The sequence below is a fragment of the Gammaproteobacteria bacterium genome (assembly GCA_021648145.1).
Taxonomy (GTDB): Bacteria; Pseudomonadota; Gammaproteobacteria; order JAADGQ01; family JAADGQ01; genus S141-38.
On the sequence record JAKITI010000005.1, the window covers coordinates 70,781 to 89,359 of the forward strand.

Annotated in this window: 16 protein-coding genes; 11 read left to right on the plus strand and 5 right to left on the minus strand. The window is 44.1% G+C overall.

Annotated elements, in window-relative coordinates; translation table 11 throughout:
- Positions 1-4 precede the first annotated feature (4 nt).
- The 8 genes from gatA to L3J70_04540 all read left to right on the plus strand — a co-directional run bounded on the left by gatA (position 5) and on the right by L3J70_04540 (position 8,570).
- Positions 5-1,456 carry an Asp-tRNA(Asn)/Glu-tRNA(Gln) amidotransferase subunit GatA gene (gatA, locus tag L3J70_04505; GenBank protein ID MCF6235624.1) on the plus strand — a complete coding sequence of 484 codons (1,452 nt, stop codon included), beginning with the start codon at positions 5-7 and terminating at the stop codon, positions 1,454-1,456.
- A gap of 21 nt (positions 1,457-1,477) precedes the next feature.
- Complete coding sequence (gene gatB / locus L3J70_04510; GenBank protein MCF6235625.1) at positions 1,478-2,914, plus strand: Asp-tRNA(Asn)/Glu-tRNA(Gln) amidotransferase subunit GatB; 1,437 nt, start codon at positions 1,478-1,480, stop codon at positions 2,912-2,914.
- Between the two features lie 80 nt (positions 2,915-2,994).
- The gene (locus L3J70_04515; GenBank protein MCF6235626.1) at positions 2,995-5,133 is read left to right on the plus strand and encodes a carboxy terminal-processing peptidase; all 2,139 of its coding nucleotides are present in this window, start codon (positions 2,995-2,997) and stop codon (positions 5,131-5,133) included.
- Positions 5,130-5,738, plus strand: a complete 609-nt coding sequence (locus tag L3J70_04520; protein ID MCF6235627.1) for a TIGR04282 family arsenosugar biosynthesis glycosyltransferase — start codon at positions 5,130-5,132, stop codon at positions 5,736-5,738. Before L3J70_04515 ends, L3J70_04520 begins: the two co-directional genes overlap by 4 nt.
- Before the next feature lie 48 nt (positions 5,739-5,786).
- The gene (locus L3J70_04525; GenBank protein MCF6235628.1) at positions 5,787-6,152 is read left to right on the plus strand and encodes a hypothetical protein; all 366 of its coding nucleotides are present in this window, start codon (positions 5,787-5,789) and stop codon (positions 6,150-6,152) included.
- Between the two features lie 12 nt (positions 6,153-6,164).
- A complete protein-coding gene (cobT, locus tag L3J70_04530; GenBank protein MCF6235629.1) occupies positions 6,165-7,223 on the plus strand; it encodes a nicotinate-nucleotide--dimethylbenzimidazole phosphoribosyltransferase in 1,059 nt (352 codons plus the stop codon).
- Positions 7,216-7,824, plus strand: a complete 609-nt coding sequence (locus L3J70_04535; GenBank protein ID MCF6235630.1) for an alpha-ribazole phosphatase family protein — start codon at positions 7,216-7,218, stop codon at positions 7,822-7,824. The genes cobT and L3J70_04535 overlap by 8 nt, the downstream gene beginning before the upstream one ends.
- A complete protein-coding gene (locus tag L3J70_04540) occupies positions 7,821-8,570 on the plus strand; it encodes an adenosylcobinamide-GDP ribazoletransferase (protein ID MCF6235631.1) in 750 nt (249 codons plus the stop codon). The genes L3J70_04535 and L3J70_04540 overlap by 4 nt, the downstream gene beginning before the upstream one ends.
- Here L3J70_04540 and L3J70_04545 read toward each other — a convergent pair.
- From L3J70_04545 to L3J70_04565, 5 genes are all read right to left on the minus strand, one after another.
- Positions 8,565-8,909 (minus strand): DUF3135 domain-containing protein, encoded by a 345-nt coding sequence (locus tag L3J70_04545; protein ID MCF6235632.1) that lies wholly within the window; start codon positions 8,907-8,909, stop codon positions 8,565-8,567. The genes L3J70_04540 and L3J70_04545 overlap by 6 nt on opposite strands.
- A 194-nt stretch (positions 8,910-9,103) precedes the next feature.
- Positions 9,104-12,580, minus strand: a complete 3,477-nt coding sequence (locus L3J70_04550; GenBank protein MCF6235633.1) for a translocation/assembly module TamB — start codon at positions 12,578-12,580, stop codon at positions 9,104-9,106.
- Entirely contained in the window at positions 12,577-14,403 is a 1,827-nt protein-coding gene (locus tag L3J70_04555; GenBank protein MCF6235634.1) for an autotransporter assembly complex protein TamA, read from the minus strand. Before L3J70_04555 ends, L3J70_04550 begins: the two co-directional genes overlap by 4 nt.
- Before the next feature lie 189 nt (positions 14,404-14,592).
- Complete coding sequence (locus L3J70_04560; GenBank protein ID MCF6235635.1) at positions 14,593-14,799, minus strand: cold-shock protein; 207 nt, start codon at positions 14,797-14,799, stop codon at positions 14,593-14,595.
- A gap of 307 nt (positions 14,800-15,106) precedes the next feature.
- On the minus strand, positions 15,107-16,312 hold the full coding sequence (locus L3J70_04565) for a methyl-accepting chemotaxis protein (GenBank protein MCF6235636.1): 1,206 nt from the start codon (positions 16,310-16,312) through the stop codon (positions 15,107-15,109).
- 166 nt (positions 16,313-16,478) lie between these two features.
- Between L3J70_04565 and L3J70_04570 the strand changes: the two genes are divergently transcribed.
- The 3 genes from L3J70_04570 to ubiD are packed head-to-tail and all read left to right on the plus strand — an operon-like array spanning position 16,479 to position 18,539.
- On the plus strand, positions 16,479-16,733 hold the full coding sequence (locus tag L3J70_04570) for a type II toxin-antitoxin system HicA family toxin (protein ID MCF6235637.1): 255 nt from the start codon (positions 16,479-16,481) through the stop codon (positions 16,731-16,733).
- The gene (locus tag L3J70_04575) at positions 16,730-17,053 is read left to right on the plus strand and encodes a type II toxin-antitoxin system HicB family antitoxin (GenBank protein MCF6235638.1); all 324 of its coding nucleotides are present in this window, start codon (positions 16,730-16,732) and stop codon (positions 17,051-17,053) included. The genes L3J70_04570 and L3J70_04575 overlap by 4 nt, the downstream gene beginning before the upstream one ends.
- 16 nt (positions 17,054-17,069) lie before the next feature.
- Positions 17,070-18,539 (plus strand): 4-hydroxy-3-polyprenylbenzoate decarboxylase, encoded by a 1,470-nt coding sequence (ubiD, locus tag L3J70_04580; GenBank protein MCF6235639.1) that lies wholly within the window; start codon positions 17,070-17,072, stop codon positions 18,537-18,539.
- Positions 18,540-18,579 lie beyond the last annotated feature (40 nt).

The following is an 18,579-nucleotide window of genomic DNA, read 5'->3' on the forward strand; positions in this document are numbered from 1 at the left end:
TAACATGCACGACAAAACAGTTGCAGAGCTCGGAGCCGGACTTCGTAGCGGTGAGTTTTCAAGCGAAGAGCTTACACGCATCTTTCTTGATCGCATTGAAAAGCATGATGGAGCACTGAACAGCTTTATTACTGTCACACCGGAGCTTGCCATTGAGCAAGCCATCGCGGCGGACGCTCGCATCAAGGCCAATAATGCCACACCACTCACGGGCATTCCCTTTGCGCACAAAGATATTTTTTGCACACAAGGTATTCGTACCAGCTGTGGCTCTAAAATGTTGGATAACTTTATTTCACCTTATGATGCAACCGTGGTTTCCCGCCTTAAGTCCGCAGGCATTGTGACCTTGGGTAAAACCAACATGGACGAATTTGCCATGGGTTCCAGCAATGAAACCAGTTATTACGGTGCCGTTAAAAATCCGTGGGATACCAAGGCAGTGCCTGGCGGCTCATCTGGTGGCTCTGCCGCAGCGGTAGCTGCACGTTTAACCCCAGTGGCCAGTGGCACGGATACGGGCGGTTCGATTCGCCAACCCGCCGCACTCTGTGGAGTGACGGGTTTAAAACCCACCTACGGCCGTGTTTCACGCTACGGCATGATCGCTTTCGCTTCCAGCCTTGACCAGGGCGGCCCGATGACACGCACCGCCGAAGATGCGGCCATCGTACTCAATGCCATGGCAGGATTTGATGCACGTGACTCCACCAGTATTGACAAGCCCGTTCCTGATTACACCGCCCATCTGGGCGATTCACTCAAAGGGCTTAAAATCGGCCTTCCCAAAGAGTACTTTGGCGAAGGACTAGATCCGGATGTGGCTGATGCGATTGATGCATCCATCAAAGAATACCAAAAACTTGGTGCTGAAATTGTTGAAATCAGCCTACCGAATACACACTTGGCCGTACCGACCTATTATGTTGTTGCACCCGCAGAGTGCTCCACCAACCTGTCACGTTATGATGGTGTTCGCTTTGGCCACCGCTGTGATTCACCCAAAAACCTGGAAGACCTCTATAAACGCTCTCGCGGTGAAGGTTTCGGCGAGGAAGTAAAGCGCCGCATCATGATGGGTACTTACGCACTCTCTTCAGGTTATTACGATGCTTATTATCTCAAGGCGCAAAAAATTCGCAGGCTGATCAGTGATGACTTTCGCAAGGCCTTCGAGCAAGTTGATCTGATCGCGGGCCCCACCACACCGACCACAGCATTTAACATTGGCGAAAAAAATGATGACCCTGTCAGCATGTACCTCTCTGACATCTATACGATTGCCGCCAACCTTGCGGGTCTGCCTGGCATCTCGATACCTGCAGGTTTTGTCTCGGGCCGCCCTGTCGGTTTGCAGCTGATTGGCAACTATTTTGAAGAAGCAGGGCTGCTCAGTGCAGCTCATCAATACCAACAGGTCACAGACTGGCACACCCGCCGCCCTGAAGGTTTCTGAATTTTTAAAGGTATTAGAATAATGGAATGGGAAGTTGTTATCGGGCTGGAAATCCATGCCCAACTTGCGACAAAAAGTAAAATATTTTCAGGTGCAGCCACAGCTTACGGCGCTGCGCCCAACACTCAAGCCTGCGCCATTGATTTGGGCATGCCCGGTGTTTTGCCCGTACTCAATAAAGAAGCGGTGCGCATGGCGATTAAATTCGGCACTGCCATTGGAGCTCATATTGCACCACGCTCAGTATTCGCACGTAAAAATTATTTTTACCCTGATCTACCCAAAGGGTATCAAATCAGCCAGTTTGAACTTCCCATTGTTGGCGTTGGCCACCTTGATATCGAACTGGAAGATGGCTCAAACAAAAGAATTGGTGTGACACGCGCCCATCTGGAAGAAGATGCTGGAAAATCACTGCATGAAGATTTTCATGGCCTCACAGGTGTTGACTTGAATCGCGCAGGCACACCGTTGCTGGAAATAGTCTCCGAGCCCGACATGCGCTCCGCAAAAGAGGCTGTCACTTATATGAAAAAAATTCACTCACTGGTTCGCTACCTCGAAATTTGTGACGGCAACATGCAGGAAGGCTCATTTCGCTGCGATGCCAATATTTCAATGCGTCCCAAAGGCCAAAAAGAGTACGGCACGCGTGCAGAGATCAAAAACCTCAACTCTTTTCGCTTTGTTGAACGTGCCATCAATATTGAGATCGAACGTCAAATTGACATTCTCGAAGACGGCGGCACCGTTACGCAAGAGACTCGTCTCTACGACTCAGCAAAAAATGAGACACGCTCCATGCGCAGCAAGGAAGAAGCGTTTGATTATCGCTACTTTCCTGATCCAGATTTACTGCCTGTTGAGCTGGCAAGTGAAGAGATCGAAGCCATTCGTAAAACACTGCCCGAGTTACCTCACCAGAAAAAAGAACGCTTTACAGCGTCATTTAGCCTCACCCCTTACGATGCAGGCGTACTCACCAGTAGTCGTGAACTGGCTGATTTTTTTGAAAATGTTGTGATCTCTTCTGGTAATGAAAACAAGCTGGCTGCAAACTGGGTCATGGGTGATTTCATGGCGGCGCTGAATAAAGCGGGCGTTGACATTACAGCGAGTCCCGTCAGTGCCGAGCAACTGGGCGGCATGATTCAACGCATTGCAGACAATACAATTTCTGGAAAAATAGCCAAACAGATTTTTGAAGCTATTTGGAACGGAGAAGGTGATACTGATACTATCATTGAGAAAAAAGGACTTAAACAGATCACCGATAGCGGTGCGATTGAAGCCATCATTGATGGAATCATCACTAATAACCCCAATCAAACCGAGCAATATCGTGCAGGGAAAGATAAACTTTTTGGGTTTTTCGTCGGCCAAACCATGAAAGCAACTCAAGGCAAAGCGAACCCTGCTCAAGTAAACAGTTTGCTCAAAGAGAAGCTAAACCGATAGAGTGTGATCAATGGAGAGGGTCGATTATTGTGGGTTAGGGAACTACTCATAATGATTCGCCCTCATAATATGGAAATGTAATGCAGTTTTATAATGAGGCAAGTCACGTGATTCGAAAAAGTAAACTCCCAGTTTTATACTCAGTCATACTGATCGGTTTTCTTAGCCTGCTGCTAGGCAGCGCTTATGCACTGACTGACAAAAATACAACAACAATACTTGAGCCGCTGAAAATACATACCCAAACCAGCCAAGAGATCATTAACTATTTGCGTTACGAGCATTACCAACGATATAACTTTGATGACAACCTTTCCAGCAAAGTTCTGGATAACTACCTGAAAACACTCGACGGTGCCCGACTATTTTTTACCGCCGCTGATGTTGCTGAATTTGAACGCTATCGCCATACGCTGGATAATGATCTGCTCAACGGCAATCTGGCACCTGCGTACAACATTTACAATCGCTATCAACAGCGTCGTCACGAGCGCCTCACCTATCTCATAAAGAACCTCGACAACAATCTAAAAGATCTCGATTTCAGTAAGAATGAGTCGATTGAGACAGACCGTGAAAATGCACCTTGGGCAAAAGATAGTGCTGCACTCGATAAATTATGGAAAAAACGCCTGAAAGATGCTGTTCTCAGCCTGAAATTTACCGGAAAGACAGAAGAAGAAGCAGTAAAAAAACTCAGCCGTCGCTACCACAACCAGCTCAATCAGATAGACCAGATAAAAAGTGAAGATGTCTTTCAAGCATACATCAATGCAGTCACTCAGACCTATGACCCCCATACAACATACTTTTCACCCCGAAAATCCGAAAATTTTGATATCAGTATGAGCCTTTCATTAGAAGGCATTGGCGCACTGCTGCAAAGTGAAGATGATTACACAAAGATTGTTCGCATCATTCCAGCTGGCCCCGCTGACAAATCCAAACTACTCAAAGCGGAAGATCGCATCATTGGTGTTGGCCAGGGTAAAAAAGGTGAGATCGTCGATGTCATTGGCTGGCGACTGGATGATGTTGTTGATCGTATCCGCGGCCCTAAAGACTCAACGGTTCGCCTTGAAATCATTCCAGCGGATGCTGTTGATGACCACCAAACCAAAGTCATTGAGCTGGTGCGCAACACTATAAAGCTTGAAGACCAGTCCGTTCAAAAAGAGATCATTCAAATTGAACGTGATGACGGAATACATAAAATTGGTATCATTGAAATTCCAACATTCTATATCGATTTTGATGCCTTGCATCGCGGAGATAAAAATTATAAAAGCACAACCAATGATGTAAAACGTCTGCTAAAAGAACTCATCAATGAAAAGGTTGATGGTATTATCATTGACCTTCGAAATAACGGGGGTGGTTCACTACGCGAAGCCAATGAACTTACAGGCCTTTTCATTAAATATGGGCCTACTGTACAGATACAAGATGCCCGTGGCCGTATTGACATCATTCGTGACCCTGATCCTCGCCTTGTTTATGATGGCCCATTAGCGGTACTGGTCAACCGCCTCAGCGCTTCTGCTTCTGAAATTTTTGCAGGTGCAATACAGGATTACCGTCGTGGTCTCATCATCGGTGGTCAGACTTTTGGAAAAGGCACGGTACAGACCCTGATACCACTTAATCATGGCAAACTCAAAATCACTCAAGCCAAGTTTTATCGCATTTCAGGTGATAGCACACAACATCGCGGTGTTCACCCAGATGTTCACTATCCCACCATGTACAATTTAGATGAAGTGGGCGAAAGCGCTTTAGATGATGCTCTCCCCTGGGATAAAATAAAATCAGCACGTTATCGCCCCACCTCCAGATATAGCCCTGAAAACGAGCTGTTAAACAGACGCCATTTAGTGCGCGTGAAAGAGAATCCAGACTACATTTATCTGCTCGAACAGATTGATCACCTTAAAAAAATACGTAAAGATTCCATCATCTCACTGCTTGAAAAAGAGCGCAAACTAGAACGAGAGACTGCAGAAGAATGGCAACTGGAGACTGAAAACAGACGCCGCACAGCTAAAGGTGAAGAGACATTCAAGGATTACGCTGCACTCAAAGAGTACCGTAAAGAGTTAACGGATCCTGCCAAAGATGAAAAAGGTCACGAAGAGCCTGATTTTCTACTCGAAGAGAGTGGCCAAATTCTTCTTGACCAGATATCACTGAACCAGCGTAGTCTTGCAACACTACGTTGAAAAAAACGTTACTCATCTTTGCTAAAGCCCCCATTGCCGGTATTGCAAAAACACGTTTGATTCCTGCTTTGGGGGCTGAAGGCGCGGCAAAGCTGCATCGTAAACTCGCCATCAACACTTTGAAAATGGCAACACAACATGCCCTGTGTCCTGTTCAGCTATGGTGCACCCCCGATACCGAGCACCCCTTTTTTGTACAATGCCAAAAAGAGTTCTCCGTCACACTACACCAGCAATCAGGCCGTGATTTGGGTGAACGCATGGCTCATGCACTGCAGCAAGCTCTGCAAAAAAATGATTACGTCATTATCATTGGTACCGATTGCCCCCCACTCACTCAGGATATGTTACAACGCACATTCAAGCTGCTCGACAACAGCTATGATTCTGTACTTATTCCTGCGATTGATGGAGGGTATGTACTCTTGGGGTTAAGGCGCTTCAATACAGAGTTATTTAACCACATCGAATGGGGCACTGAAAAGGTACTGCGCGCGACTCGAGAACGATTAAATCAACTGCAATGGCGCTGGTATGAACTCCCCCATCAATGGGATCTGGATGAGCCAAAAGATTTAGCTGATAAATATGAATTAATCGCTTAATATTCTGATAAACTCTATTTAGCAACAACTCAAGGAAGCAATATACTCATGAAATACGCCACGCTTTTCTTAGCCACCCTGATCTTAACAGGCTGTGTAACTCAGGTTCGCTACGATGATTTACAAGCCCAGTATGATTCACTCAAAAGCGAAAAAGACACTCTGGCGCAAAATTTATCATCTGCCCAAACCGAAAAAGCTGGAAAAATCTTTCACCAACAGCAACGAGTCAAACAGCTTGAGCAAAACCTCTCTCTATTAAAAAACCAATGTAAAGAAAAAATTGCCAGCCTCGCAGAAAGTGAAAAAGAGCTGAGTCAAGATTTACAGGCACTCCGTACAGAGTCTGCAGAAAACACAAAGTATTTATTAAATAAAAATCTAGAGTTGCAGGAAAGATGTAATGCGATGTAAAGGAGTCGATCAGTGAAACCAAAATGGCTAGAGCAACCTGCCAAGCCTGTCAGTCAAATCCAGTATGATGCAGCACTTATTCGGCAAAACCAGTTAACAAAACCCCAAGGCTCTCTAGGTGAACTTGAAAATATCGCCGTTCGTTTAGCCTCACTACAAAACACTCAAAAGCCATTATTAGATCATATCAACATTGTCATTTTTGCTGGCGATCACGGCATCGCTGCGCAGGGTGTTTCACTTTACCCTCAAGCCGTCACAGTTGAGATGATACGTAATTTTTCACGAGGTGGAGCCGCCATTAGTGTATTGGCGCGCCACTTGGGCGCAACTCTGGAAGTCATTGATACCGGTTGTATTATCGACCCTGGTTCACTTGATGGAGTGCTGTCTCAGCGCATCAGCTCAGGCACGGTCAGCTTTCATCAAGCACCTGCAATGACTCCAGCACAACTCTCTGAAGCAATGACAATCGGTTTTTCAGCAGCAGCGCGCGCCGCTGAATCAAAAATAGAGCTATTTATCGGCGGTGAAATGGGCATTGGCAATACCACCAGCGCAACTGCAATTGCGTGTGCTTTATTAAAAGAGTCAGTTGAAAAATTAGTCGGTCCCGGCACCGGACTTGATCGTGACGGCATAAAACAAAAAACTGAAATCATTAAAACATCACTGATAAAACATAGCGATGCCGGAGATGATCCCTGGCAAGTTTTGCAACGACTTGGGGGCTTTGAAATCGCCGCACTCACGGGCAGTTATATTGCAGCCGCTCAGCAAGGTATGGCCATTTTGGTCGATGGTTTTATATGTAGCATCGCGGCACTCGCCGCAATACGCATTAACCCAGACATCAAACCCTGGTTATTTTTTGCTCATGCTTCATCTGAGCCAGGACATGCCATTGTAATGAAAGCATTGAATGTCAAGCCGCTACTTGATTGTGGAATGCGTTTAGGTGAGGGTAGCGGCGCAGCCGTTGTAGTACCACTACTGCGCTCTGCCGTTGCACTGCACAATGAAATGGCTACGTTCTCGGAAGCGAGTGTCTCTGAAGCAAATAATGGATGAGCAACCGATCACCGTTGACCTGTTACGTCACGGTGAACCTGAAGGGGGTTCTAAATATCGAGGACAACTGGATGACCCACTCAGCGAACTAGGCTGGAAACAGATGCGACAATCCATTTCCAACCATCAGCCATGGAGTGCCGTTGTGAGTTCACCACTCAGCCGCTGCGCCCTGTTTGCCAAAGAAACTTCTGATCAACTCGCACTCAAGCTGACTTTTGAACCACGCTTTAAAGAAATTAGTTTTGGTGACTGGGAAGGCTTTACTGCAAAAGAGCTGCTAGAAACAGAGCCAAAAAAGCTCCAGAATTATTGGGATAACCCATTTAAAAACCCGCCCCCAAACGGCGAAACATTGGCTGACTTTCAGGTACGTATTATTACGGCATGGGATGAACTCATTGAGCGCCACCGTGGACAACATATCCTGCTCATTGGCCACGCAGGTATGATGCGTATTATTTTGCTGAACGTTCTGCAAATGCCATTAGAGCATCTGTTTCGCCTTGAAATCCCCCATGCCGGCATTGCTCGTGTACAGATTGATGGCAAACGTGGACAAACTTTTCCACGCCTAAAATTTTTCAGCAAGCTTCCATGAATACAACTCCATTTTGGCTGGCACTGCAATTTCTAACGCGCCTGCCAACACCACAAATAGAGATTAACGATTCAGCTCTCGGGCGCTCTCTGCTCTATTACCCATTCGTTGGCTTTATTATTGGTGTAATTTTATGGATCACCAGCCTGCTTCTCACCGGACAAAATAGCATGCTCAGTGCTGCGGTCATTTTAACTCTATGGGTACTCATCAGTGGCGGGCTTCATCTGGATGGCCTTGCTGACAGTGCTGATGGTTGGCTCGGTGGCGCTGGAAACCGTGAGCGAATCCTGCATATCATGAAAGATTCTCGATCAGGCTCTGCGGCAATTATTGCCATTTTTTTAGTTCTACTCACCAAGTTCGTGGCTCTCAGTGTATTACTCTCACATGAGACAACGTTCATGTTGATCATGATTCCAGTATTAGGCCGCACCAGCACCCTGCTCCTGTTCCTGACGACACCTTATGCTCGCCAAGGCGGCATTGGTGACATTATGAGCCAATATTTACCCCGAAAACAAGCTCATATCATCTGGATGGCTGTCATTGTAATTCTACTGCTTACAATGGGAGTACAAGGCTTCATAACCTGTATCTGGATCATTTTGGCAGGCTACTTATTACGCCAACTCATGATGAATCAGATCGGTGGAACAACGGGTGACACAGCCGGTGCGACGATTGAGGTGACTGAAACAATCGCACTCATTAGTATCGTAATGTTAAGTTCTAGCGCTTTATGAGTTTGACGCTTGTTTCTTAAAGTTTAATATTGTTGCAGATTTAAGTTTTGAGTGACTGTAATTATTATGATTGACATCAGTCAACGCACGCATTGACTCGACTAAGCCACTATCACCAAAAACAGAGTCCATCATCATGTCATAAATACGGATATATGACGGTTGTGAACTTTTTCTTTGGGCTTCCATATCAATGCGCCACTGCAAGCGCCGCAACTTTTCCTGACGCGCTTCGGGTACATTGGCAATAAAATCTTCAATGATTGATTTGCGCTTTTTATCAAAAGCGGCGGGATCCGTTTTGGCAAGCTTATGCCACTCATCAAAATCAAATTTCATACGACAGACCTCAATAAAAAATAGGAGTCTGTCCATAGACAAGAGAGAATAATGAGTTAAATATAATACGCTTAATCTTGATTATTGCACCTTTTTTTCACAAAAATTTTTGGGTTATTGTTCAGCATATTTTGTGCCAGATTCAAGCAAATCATTGATACCTAAAATAATTCTACTCTCTCCACCACTACACTCTACTTAAACAGAGCCCCCCGCGCACTTTGAAAATCAAATGAATAAAAAATATCGAGCGAACTTTCCAGACCCTGAATCGTCTCAATATAGAATCTTTCAGTCAAGTCGTAACGGAGCGTCCAGGTACTTTCTGGCGTAAACACACCGACTCCATAGCGCATCGTTAAATGAGGCAACAGACGACCACTGAAAACGACTTGAGATTGCCCTTTCTGCTCTGATGCTTCAATTTCAAATTCTCTGATACCCAGTTTTTTTGCAATTTTTGTTGCAATCCTTCGCCCACCTTTCACTCCTAGCGATAGCGCTGCACTCGCTAATACACTCCCTTCCGCCTCACTTCTTAATGTTGGACGACCTAATACAATATAAGCCAGCGTATCCTCCTCACTTTGCTGTGGCTCTGAAAACAAGCTGATATCAGGCTGATCAACGGTGCCTCGTATCTGTAACCCTGCGGTCACATCATCAGTTTTTCGTACTGCATCAATCTCAAGTGCAGTGGAATCTAGCGGCCCTACAAAGACAATTCGCCCTCCTTCAGTTTCCAGATCTTGCCCATACCCCTTATACGTTCCTTCGACTACAAAAATTTCACCGTAGGCTTCTGGCTCACCACTTTTGGCCTGTATGATTCTTAGTTCTCCTGCCAATAAAGCACGCAATCCAAAACCTGAAAGCCGCACATCACGGCCCAGAGTCAATAATAGATTGGTATTGACTCTCCAGGCTGAAGAACCGGCTGCCTCCAATTCACTACTTTCGTCAATGATAACCACATCACTTGAAAGTGCTATTGCATTTTCAGGCAACTCTTTTAGCTTGATTCTGCCCTGTGGTATTTCAATTTTTCCTTTAATATCAATGTTTTGAGAGCGCACTTGAATCGTTACATCGGGAGAAACCTTCGCATCAATAACAGGAGGATACTGAACTGCCAGTTGCTCGCCTGTAATCGTCAAATCAGCCTGAAACGCAGCGCGACTCCAATCAGCAGAACCACTTAATGCCACTGGCCCACCTCCCGTTTGCCAAGCCCCCTGAAATACACCTTTATCACCGCTTAGATCAAAATTAATGTCACCATTTTCGACTCCAATGGGCAGGCTGGGTGAATCAATCGTCAAACTCTCTAAAGCAACTCTTCCAATATAAGCGGGTCTCTTTAATGTGCCTTCAATTTTTCCTGTCGCGTTGACAATGCCAGTCAGTGTTTTAAGTTTGGGGAAAAAGCCACGCAAAAACTCAATATTTAATCCGTCAACCTGTACAAGACCCGCAACAGGCTTATTCTGTTGTTTAGGATCAATCACTAAATTCATTTCAGCATCGCCTAATGCCCTTGACAGCAAAGTAAAATCAACCTCGAATTGCTCTGGTTTTGCTTCCACTTTTGCAGCGAGTTTTTGATACTTAAATACAGCAAATTCACCTGACTCATCATCTTCAAATTCAATTTCACCGTTATTAACCTCCGCATATAGCGTTGTCGTTAACGATTGGTCTCTCCAAACCGTATGACTGTATGCGTTCATGACACCCGTTAACATCAGTTTTTCTGGTAACCATTTTTTTAACTCAGAAAGCTCATAACCACTCAATGTGACTCTTGCCTCCTCATCATCTGAGGTTGTTAATTGATTCAGCAGACAAAGTTCGGCTTGCTTTTGCTGCCAGCAGTGTGGTTCCACATGAAACAAGCTGGCCTCAGTACGCCATGAAAGAGCCACCGAATCAACAAGGCTCCAACGCTCTCCCATGCTTTTTATTTGAGCAGAATTCACCACTCCACTCCACCCTTGTTGTTGCGATATCGCACCTTCCAGTGTCGCATCAACTTGATGCTCTTCTGATTCAACAACCCACTGCAATAAATGTTTGCTCCGTGTTCCTTTTAGCTGGATATGGCTCTGATTAATCGCTATATTCGCGGCCTTGATTTCACGAGCAACCAATTCAATCTGGCTCTCATTTTCAGCCAACGATTTGATTTTTGCTTGCAGCTCCAAGTCTCCAATACTGTTATCCTGATAACGAACATTTTCACCCTTTAAACTGACTTGAACATCAGGCTTTTTAGTATTCCCCAGAATGCTAAATGAGCCCAACAATTGCCCGCCCATATCGGATGAAAAAATATCTAATTGAGGTGCTTTAATATGACCCGTAAGATCCCATTGATCGGTTAATGAGCCTTTGGCAAACAGTTTGTTATCACCCATATCAAGCAATGCCTCATTGATAAAAATATGCCCCTCTGATGTTTGCTCCACGTCTGCATTGAGCTTCAATGGATAACCTCGAAACTCACCATAAACCAACATATCTTTGACGGCCATCTGAAGATTGCCCTCATTCACCAACCCAGAAACTTGTGCTTCACCATTTAACTCACCAGGATAATCTTGCCAATAGACTCCAGGGTTAATTTGTGAAAACTGAACAGAACCTTTCCATTTCAATTGCTCTTTCCACGATAACAACCCATCAAGAGTGACTGCTCCACTCAAAGTTTTAGCGACCAGATGTATGACCTCCACTTTCTGAAAATCTCCATCCAATTTTGCATGAATCGTACTTTCAGGAATATTTTTCCCTGTCATTTTTGTATTCAGATCTATTTTGTAATCAAACTTTTCACCTTGAATATTAATATGCCCTTGATGAGCACTAAAATCGGATTCACCTATCAATGGCCAACTTAATTGTTGCCACTGAATATTGGAAAAATAGGGTAAATTTTCATCAAGTGGCTTTGCATTTCCATTAAAAATTAACGCCACAACACCAGAGAGATCTCCCTCAAACTCAACATCTTTGACGCTATTAAATAACCTTAAACTCAGAGTTTCATCCTGACCTTCAAGTAACTGCCTAGCAACCACCTGAGTTTTAATATCCATAGGATAGTCACCACTCAACTGGAGCGACCCCGAAAGCTCTGCCGTATATTTTTGATAATCTGCACTGAGATGTTTAACCACCAACTGGTCACCCTTGAGCGCACCTTGTAAAGCAATATCGTCAATATCAAACTGCTTTCCTGATGAGTGAATTTCCAGACGCGTGATCTTTAGTTCATCCAATTCAATCGCAATCGGTACAACAATATTGGGTAATGAAATCACCTGTTTGTTTTGATCTTTGGGTTGATTGATGTGCACAACAACACTATCTGCACTCAGGTTTTTTATGCAGAGCGTACCTTTCAACAAACATGACAAATGCCACTGGCTGTGAATATTTTCCAGTTTTACAACGTTACTCTGATCGTCCCAGTGAAATGAATTTATCTGCAAACCCGACCATAAAGAACCTGCCTGATAATCAATTGTCAACCGAGACTCGAACTCATTAAGTTGATTAATCACCCAATTGCTGCCAATAGGGCTGCCAACAATCCAGACCAAAGTCATCAGAGCGCTCAAAGTCAGTAGCAACAAAAAAGCCGTGATTCGAATCAACAACCGTTTCATAGCTGAGGTCCGATAGAGATATGCAAACGTTTGGGGACTTTTTCTTCGCTGATGCCAAACCCAACATCAATGCGCAACAAGCCAATCGGAGAATTCCAGCGCATCCCGAAACCCACTCCCCTGCGAACAGGATCACTATTTTTGTTGAAAGCACGACCCGCATCAACAAAGACCGCCCACCCCCAGTTTTGTGAAAAATAGTTGTTGTACTCCAAACTCCCTACCGTCAAATAACGCCCACCGACCAATTGACTCTTCGATGAAACCGTTTGATAATCAAAGCCACGAATACTTTGATCCCCTCCTGTAAAAAAACGGTGAGTAATGGGAACTTTGTTAAAATCATTGGTACTCAAAAAACCCAGCTCGGCTCGGCTCAGAAAGCGGTGACGATGGCTCAACTTCCACAACCATTTCCCCGAAGCGGTTATTTTTTGTAAATCAATATCAGATCCTAACTGACGACTGGCACCTTGCAATATCAGATTATAACGATACCCCCATTCTGCCAGGCGGGCTGACTGCTGAACCGTTTTAGACCAACTCATTCCAGGCAGCAGAAGGTTCGATTCTTGCCACGCCTCCCCCGTGACTTTAAAACGCTCCTGCTCCCAACGCAGTGAAAGCACTTTTTGCCAATCTTCCAGTGAACGTGAGTGGCGCAATAAAGAAATTGTATTCAACCTGCTTTCACTGTCATCCAGAATCTCTTTCTGTATTCCACCCTTAATTTTCAGATAACGTGTTTCGGGTCGTTTAGAAAAGGGAACTTTATATTCAGCACTCAAAGATTGAGCCACCTGCGAAACTGCAATTCTAGCTCTGACTGAATCACCTCGGGAATTCACGTAAGGTCGAGACCAATCAGTTTGCCCACGCGCCCCTGTATCTGTGGCAAAACCCAAGCCTAAACTGACTGAATTTCTCTTATTGGGCACCAGTTTCACATGCAATGGAATTTTATTTTCATCAAATATGGCCTCTTGCTGAAGCTCGGCTCTTACACTTTTAAAATAGCCGCTACTACGAAGAGAGTTGGTCAACATGCTTAGATACTTTGATTCATAAGGGGCATCCAGTGGAAATGGAACCCATTCCTGTAAGCGTTCACGGCTGATCGGACTCTCATCAAAAATGATCTCTCCAATTTGATAACGCCGCCCACTATCAAAATGCAACAAGATATCTGCTTGCAGTTTTTTTGGTATTACTTCAATACGATGTTTTAAATAACCCGCATCAAAATAACCACGAGAACGTGCTAATTTACTGAATAATGACTTATATTTTTCATAGTCACCATGATTAAGAATCTTGCCTTTGGAAAGGGGGTTGCTTGCCAGAAACTTTAAAAATTCAGGATCTTCTTTTGCTTCACCATCCAGAATAAATTGGACACGAGCCACTCGTACCGGCTGGCCGAGATGAATAGTGATACGAATCGTTGTATCGTTTTGTTGCTTGATGACATGGGTTGTACTTGAGCTTAGGTAATAACCCACTGCTTGCAAGGCTTTCGATGACTCTTTTTTGATCATCTTGACAAAAGTAGCAACATCCTCATTTTTGTCACTGACCGGCTGACCAATATAAACACGAACTTGATCCTCTATCGTAGAGTCATCAATGCCATCAATTTCAATATTGATATCGGCCCAAGCAAATTTGGCAGGCAAACATAAAAATGACACTAAAAAAATAAGAGATATAAATCTTAGAGCGAGACAGATCCAAGATGAAGGTAAGTCAGGTAGCCACCACTCAGAAGAGTAATCTACCGCTGTTGATTGCCGCTCGCGCTCTGTTCCAAGGGCTTGCTGCATGAGAAATTTAAATATGAAATATTAAAAAACGTGATATCAGTCGTTGGCAAATCCATATATACAAAAACGAGCACGAAATAACTTCTACATTTAACTTGCCCTTTGGCTCCAGTTCAAATTGATTTCACTGGAGCAAAGTTTCAACGTAATTTGTATAAGCTATTCAGTGCTCATTCCTTTCAAGCAGTATTAAAGAACAGAAACGTTCGCTGCTTGTGGACCTTTCTGTCCTTGCTCAACTTCAAACTGAACTTCCTGCCCTTCAGCAAGAGTTTTATAACCTGTGCTTGTAATCGCTCTGAAATGAACGAAAACATCCGCTCCATCTTCACGTTCAATAAAGCCAAAGCCTTTCTTTTCGTCAAACCATTTTACGCGACCAGTCGTGGTTGCCATAAGCAAACTCCAAATATTTTAGTTGATTGTAATTGAATGGTGTCAGACACCAAATTGATAAGGTGCTGAAAGATGCAGGAATTACTTACGTAGCAAACAAGATGTGATATTAAATGCATTATCTTCGAAATTGTATAAACATAAATTATAGCTGCTGTAATCTCTACCAGCGAAGTTAACTCTACCCTACTATCAAGGTAAAGTAAAAGAAATTTTTTATATTATCCGCCTGATGACCAGAACAACCTTTTCTGGTTCCCATGCTCAGGCAAGCAGTCAAACTCAATAAACAAAACAGGATTAGGTATCAAGCCGTTTTAAATTGCCCTACCATACCCTCTAATTCTTGAGACAATCGAGCCAACTCTTCGCTGCTGCGACTGGTCTGCTCCGCACCGACCGAAGTTTGGGATGATAACTCACTGATAGATACAACACTGCTGTTAATCTCTTCTGAGACAGCGCTTTGTTGTTCAGCGGCACTGGCGATTTGAGCATTCATATCGTTAATAGTATTAACAGCCTGGGTAATAGAATCCAACGAAGAACCCGCCTGCACCGCTTGCTCTACACTGCTCTCAGTTCGCTCACGCGCACTGTTCATTACTTTTACAGCACTCGCGGCATTAGATTGTAAGCCTTCAATCATCTCCTGAATTTCCTGGGTTGATTCCTGAGTACGGCTGGCGAGCGTTCGAACCTCTTCAGCCACCACTGCAAAGCCTCGCCCCTGTTCTCCTGCCCGAGCAGCCTCAATCGCCGCATTTAACGCCAATAAATTAGTCTGTTCGGCAATACCTTTAATCACATCCAGCACCGAACCCACGCCTTCACTGTCTTTTTCTAAAGAATCAATAACAACAGATGCTTTTTGTACTTCAGATGCGACCGCTTCAATCGCCTCTACGGTACTTGAAACCACACCCTTGCCTTTAGTGGCCTCACTATCCGCCTCATGCGCTGCTGTTGATGCCTGCTCAGCATTACGCGCCACCTCTAACACTGAAGCAGTCATTTCAGTAATTGCTGTAGCCACCTGCTCAGTTTGCTGCTGCTGTGCAGACAAACCATCACTGGTTTGTGTCGCTGTCATACTCAGCTCTCTTGTAGCATCGGACAAATGCTTGCTTGATGCCATGATTTTATTCACCACACCCGTAAACTTCTCGGCCATGTCATTAAAAGAGCGCGCGACCTCACCCAACTCATCTTTTGCATCACACGTCACACGTACAGAGAGATCACCTTTTGCTATTTTTTGTGAACTTACTTTTAGCTCATTAATTGTGCCCATCATGCTGTAATAAAAACCAATCAAAAAATATAACCCCAGCACCGTGGTAAATACCAGCAAACCTGAAGCTAAATGCTCTTGAGAACCTTTCACCTCAAAAAAAACTTGATACAATTCCTCCAGTATTGCCATGGAAAATATTACAATAATCAGGAGTATTTTTTGTGCGTACAATAACTTATTCATAATTGCTATCGCAGGAGTGAAGAGCGCTTTCATATAATACATTCCTTGTTTTAATAAATAATGATCTCTATGTAATAGCGCCCTCTCACTCAAAACTTTTAGTTACTGATATTAATTACTGCTTCAATCGAACACTTTATATTTAAGAATAATCGAAAAATAACTTCCAAACGATACTATTAAACAGTATCATTAATCCATGAATAGCAAACAACAAAAAGCACTAAAAAACTTGTTTGATACTCCTGTTAAAAAAAATATCAAATGGACTGACATTGAAAAACTAATGTTGGGTGTGGATGGCCAGATCAGACAAGGTGATGGTTCGAGGGTACGTATAGTCTTAGGCGATATATCTCTAAATATTCATACACCTCATCCTCATAAAGAATTAAAACCTTATCAGGTTCGTGCTATTCGAAAACTGTTTATTGAGCGAGGTATAGAGCCATGAAATACAAAGGGTATGAATCTGTAATAAGATACAGTGATGAAGACCAAACATTTATTGGTGAGGTTATTAACACTCGAGATATTTTAGTTTTTGATGGCAATGATGTTTTTGAGGTCGAACAATCATTTCATGCGACTGTTGACGAATATATCAAAGATTGTGCAGCAGAAAAAAAAGAGCCCAACAAACCATTTTCAGGGCAATTTGTTATGCGTATCAAACCTGAGTTACACCGCAATCTTTTTATTAGGGCAAGACAATCAGGGTTGAGCTTGAATGCTTTTGTTAGTAAAAAGTTAAGTGAAATAAGCCACTCATAAGCATAAATCCTGAACTATGAAATATAAAGACTTGCGCGACTTCATTAAGCAACTCGAAAAATCGGGTGAACTTCTACGCATTACTGAAGAGGTTGACCCCTACTTAGAGATGACTGAAATATGTGACCGCACACTACGTGGAAAGGGCCCCGCATTACTGTTTGAAAACCCTAAAGGGTTTAATACCCCCGTACTCGCCAATTTATTTGGCACCCCGCACCGTGTTGCGTTAGGCATGGGTGAAGATTCAGTAGAATCCTTACGTGAAGTGGGAAAGACTCTTGCCTACCTTAAAGAACCTGAAGCACCTAAAGGCATGAAAGATGCCTGGAGCAAGCTGCCCATATTTAAACAAGTATTGAACATGGCTCCCAAAGAGCTTAAAAGCGCACCATGCCAAGCCATTACTCAATCAGGTGATGATGTCGACTTAGGCAAACTGCCTATTCAAACGTGCTGGCCAGGTGATGCAGGACCATTAATCACATGGGGGTTAGTGATTACCAAAGGGCCACATAAAGAGCGCCAGAACTTAGGCATTTATCGCCAGCAAGTGATTGGCCGCAATAAATTAATCATGCGCTGGCTCTCACATCGTGGGGGCGCGCTGGATTTTAGAGAGTGGCAACAATCTCACCCAGGAGAGCGTTTTCCAATATCTGTTGCGCTGGGAGCAGACCCTGCCACTATTCTGGCCGCTGTCACTCCCGTACCGGACTCTTTATCAGAGTATGCCTTTGCCGGTTTGTTGCGTGGTTCAAAAACTGAAGTCGTCCAATCTCAAACCAATGGCCTACAAGTCCCTGCCAGCGCTGAATTTATACTTGAAGGCTATATTGAGCCGGGTGAAGAAGCCCCTGAAGGCCCTTTTGGTGACCACACGGGTTATTACAATGAAGTGGATACTTTTCCTGTTTTCACAGTAGAACGCATCACAAGTCGCAGCGATCCTATTTACCACAGCACCTATACCGGCCGACCACCTGATGAACCTGCTGTTCTGGGTGTTGCATTGAATGAGGTGTTTGTACCCATTCTGCAAAAACAGTTTCCAGAAATTGTTGATTTTTATCTGCCGCCTGAAGGGTGTTCTTATCGTATGGCAATTGTCAGCATTAAAAAACAGTATCCTGGCCATGCCAAACGAGTCATGCTAGGAATCTGGTCTTTTTTACGACAATTCATGTACACCAAATTTGTCATCGTAACGGATGATGATGTAAACGTTCGTGACTGGAAGGATGTGATCTGGGCCATGACAACACGCATGGATCCATCGCGCGATACCACCACGATTGAAAATACACCCATTGATTACTTGGATTTTGCCTCACCCGTTTCAGGTTTAGGCTCCAAAATGGGTTTTGATGCGACCAATAAGTGGCCAGGTGAAACCACCCGTGAATGGGGCGTGCCTATTGAGATGGATGAAACCGTTAAAAAGCGTGTGGATGAATTGTGGAGTCGTCTTGGAATTAAGTTATAACAATACTCAGCTCCCATGGCACAAACCATGGGAGCAAGGT

What these genes read in the sequence shown, in the direction of transcription:
- gatA (MCF6235624.1), top strand. Translation starts at nt 5, where the DNA reads ATGCACGACAAAACAGTTGCAGAGCTCGGAGCCGGACTTCGTAGCGGT.
- gatB (MCF6235625.1), top strand. Translation starts at nt 1,478, where the DNA reads ATGGAATGGGAAGTTGTTATCGGGCTGGAAATCCATGCCCAACTTGCG.
- L3J70_04515 (MCF6235626.1), top strand. Translation starts at nt 2,995, where the DNA reads ATGCAGTTTTATAATGAGGCAAGTCACGTGATTCGAAAAAGTAAACTC.
- L3J70_04525 (MCF6235628.1), top strand. Translation starts at nt 5,787, where the DNA reads ATGAAATACGCCACGCTTTTCTTAGCCACCCTGATCTTAACAGGCTGT.
- L3J70_04535 (MCF6235630.1), top strand. Translation starts at nt 7,216, where the DNA reads ATGGATGAGCAACCGATCACCGTTGACCTGTTACGTCACGGTGAACCT.
- L3J70_04540 (MCF6235631.1), top strand. Translation starts at nt 7,821, where the DNA reads ATGAATACAACTCCATTTTGGCTGGCACTGCAATTTCTAACGCGCCTG.
- L3J70_04545 (MCF6235632.1), bottom strand. Translation starts at nt 8,909, where the DNA reads ATGAAATTTGATTTTGATGAGTGGCATAAGCTTGCCAAAACGGATCCC.
- L3J70_04550 (MCF6235633.1), bottom strand. Translation starts at nt 12,580, where the DNA reads ATGAAACGGTTGTTGATTCGAATCACGGCTTTTTTGTTGCTACTGACT.
- L3J70_04555 (MCF6235634.1), bottom strand. Translation starts at nt 14,403, where the DNA reads ATGCAGCAAGCCCTTGGAACAGAGCGCGAGCGGCAATCAACAGCGGTA.
- L3J70_04560 (MCF6235635.1), bottom strand. Translation starts at nt 14,799, where the DNA reads ATGGCAACCACGACTGGTCGCGTAAAATGGTTTGACGAAAAGAAAGGC.
- L3J70_04565 (MCF6235636.1), bottom strand. Translation starts at nt 16,312, where the DNA reads ATGAAAGCGCTCTTCACTCCTGCGATAGCAATTATGAATAAGTTATTG.
- L3J70_04570 (MCF6235637.1), top strand. Translation starts at nt 16,479, where the DNA reads ATGAATAGCAAACAACAAAAAGCACTAAAAAACTTGTTTGATACTCCT.
- L3J70_04575 (MCF6235638.1), top strand. Translation starts at nt 16,730, where the DNA reads ATGAAATACAAAGGGTATGAATCTGTAATAAGATACAGTGATGAAGAC.
- ubiD (MCF6235639.1), top strand. Translation starts at nt 17,070, where the DNA reads ATGAAATATAAAGACTTGCGCGACTTCATTAAGCAACTCGAAAAATCG.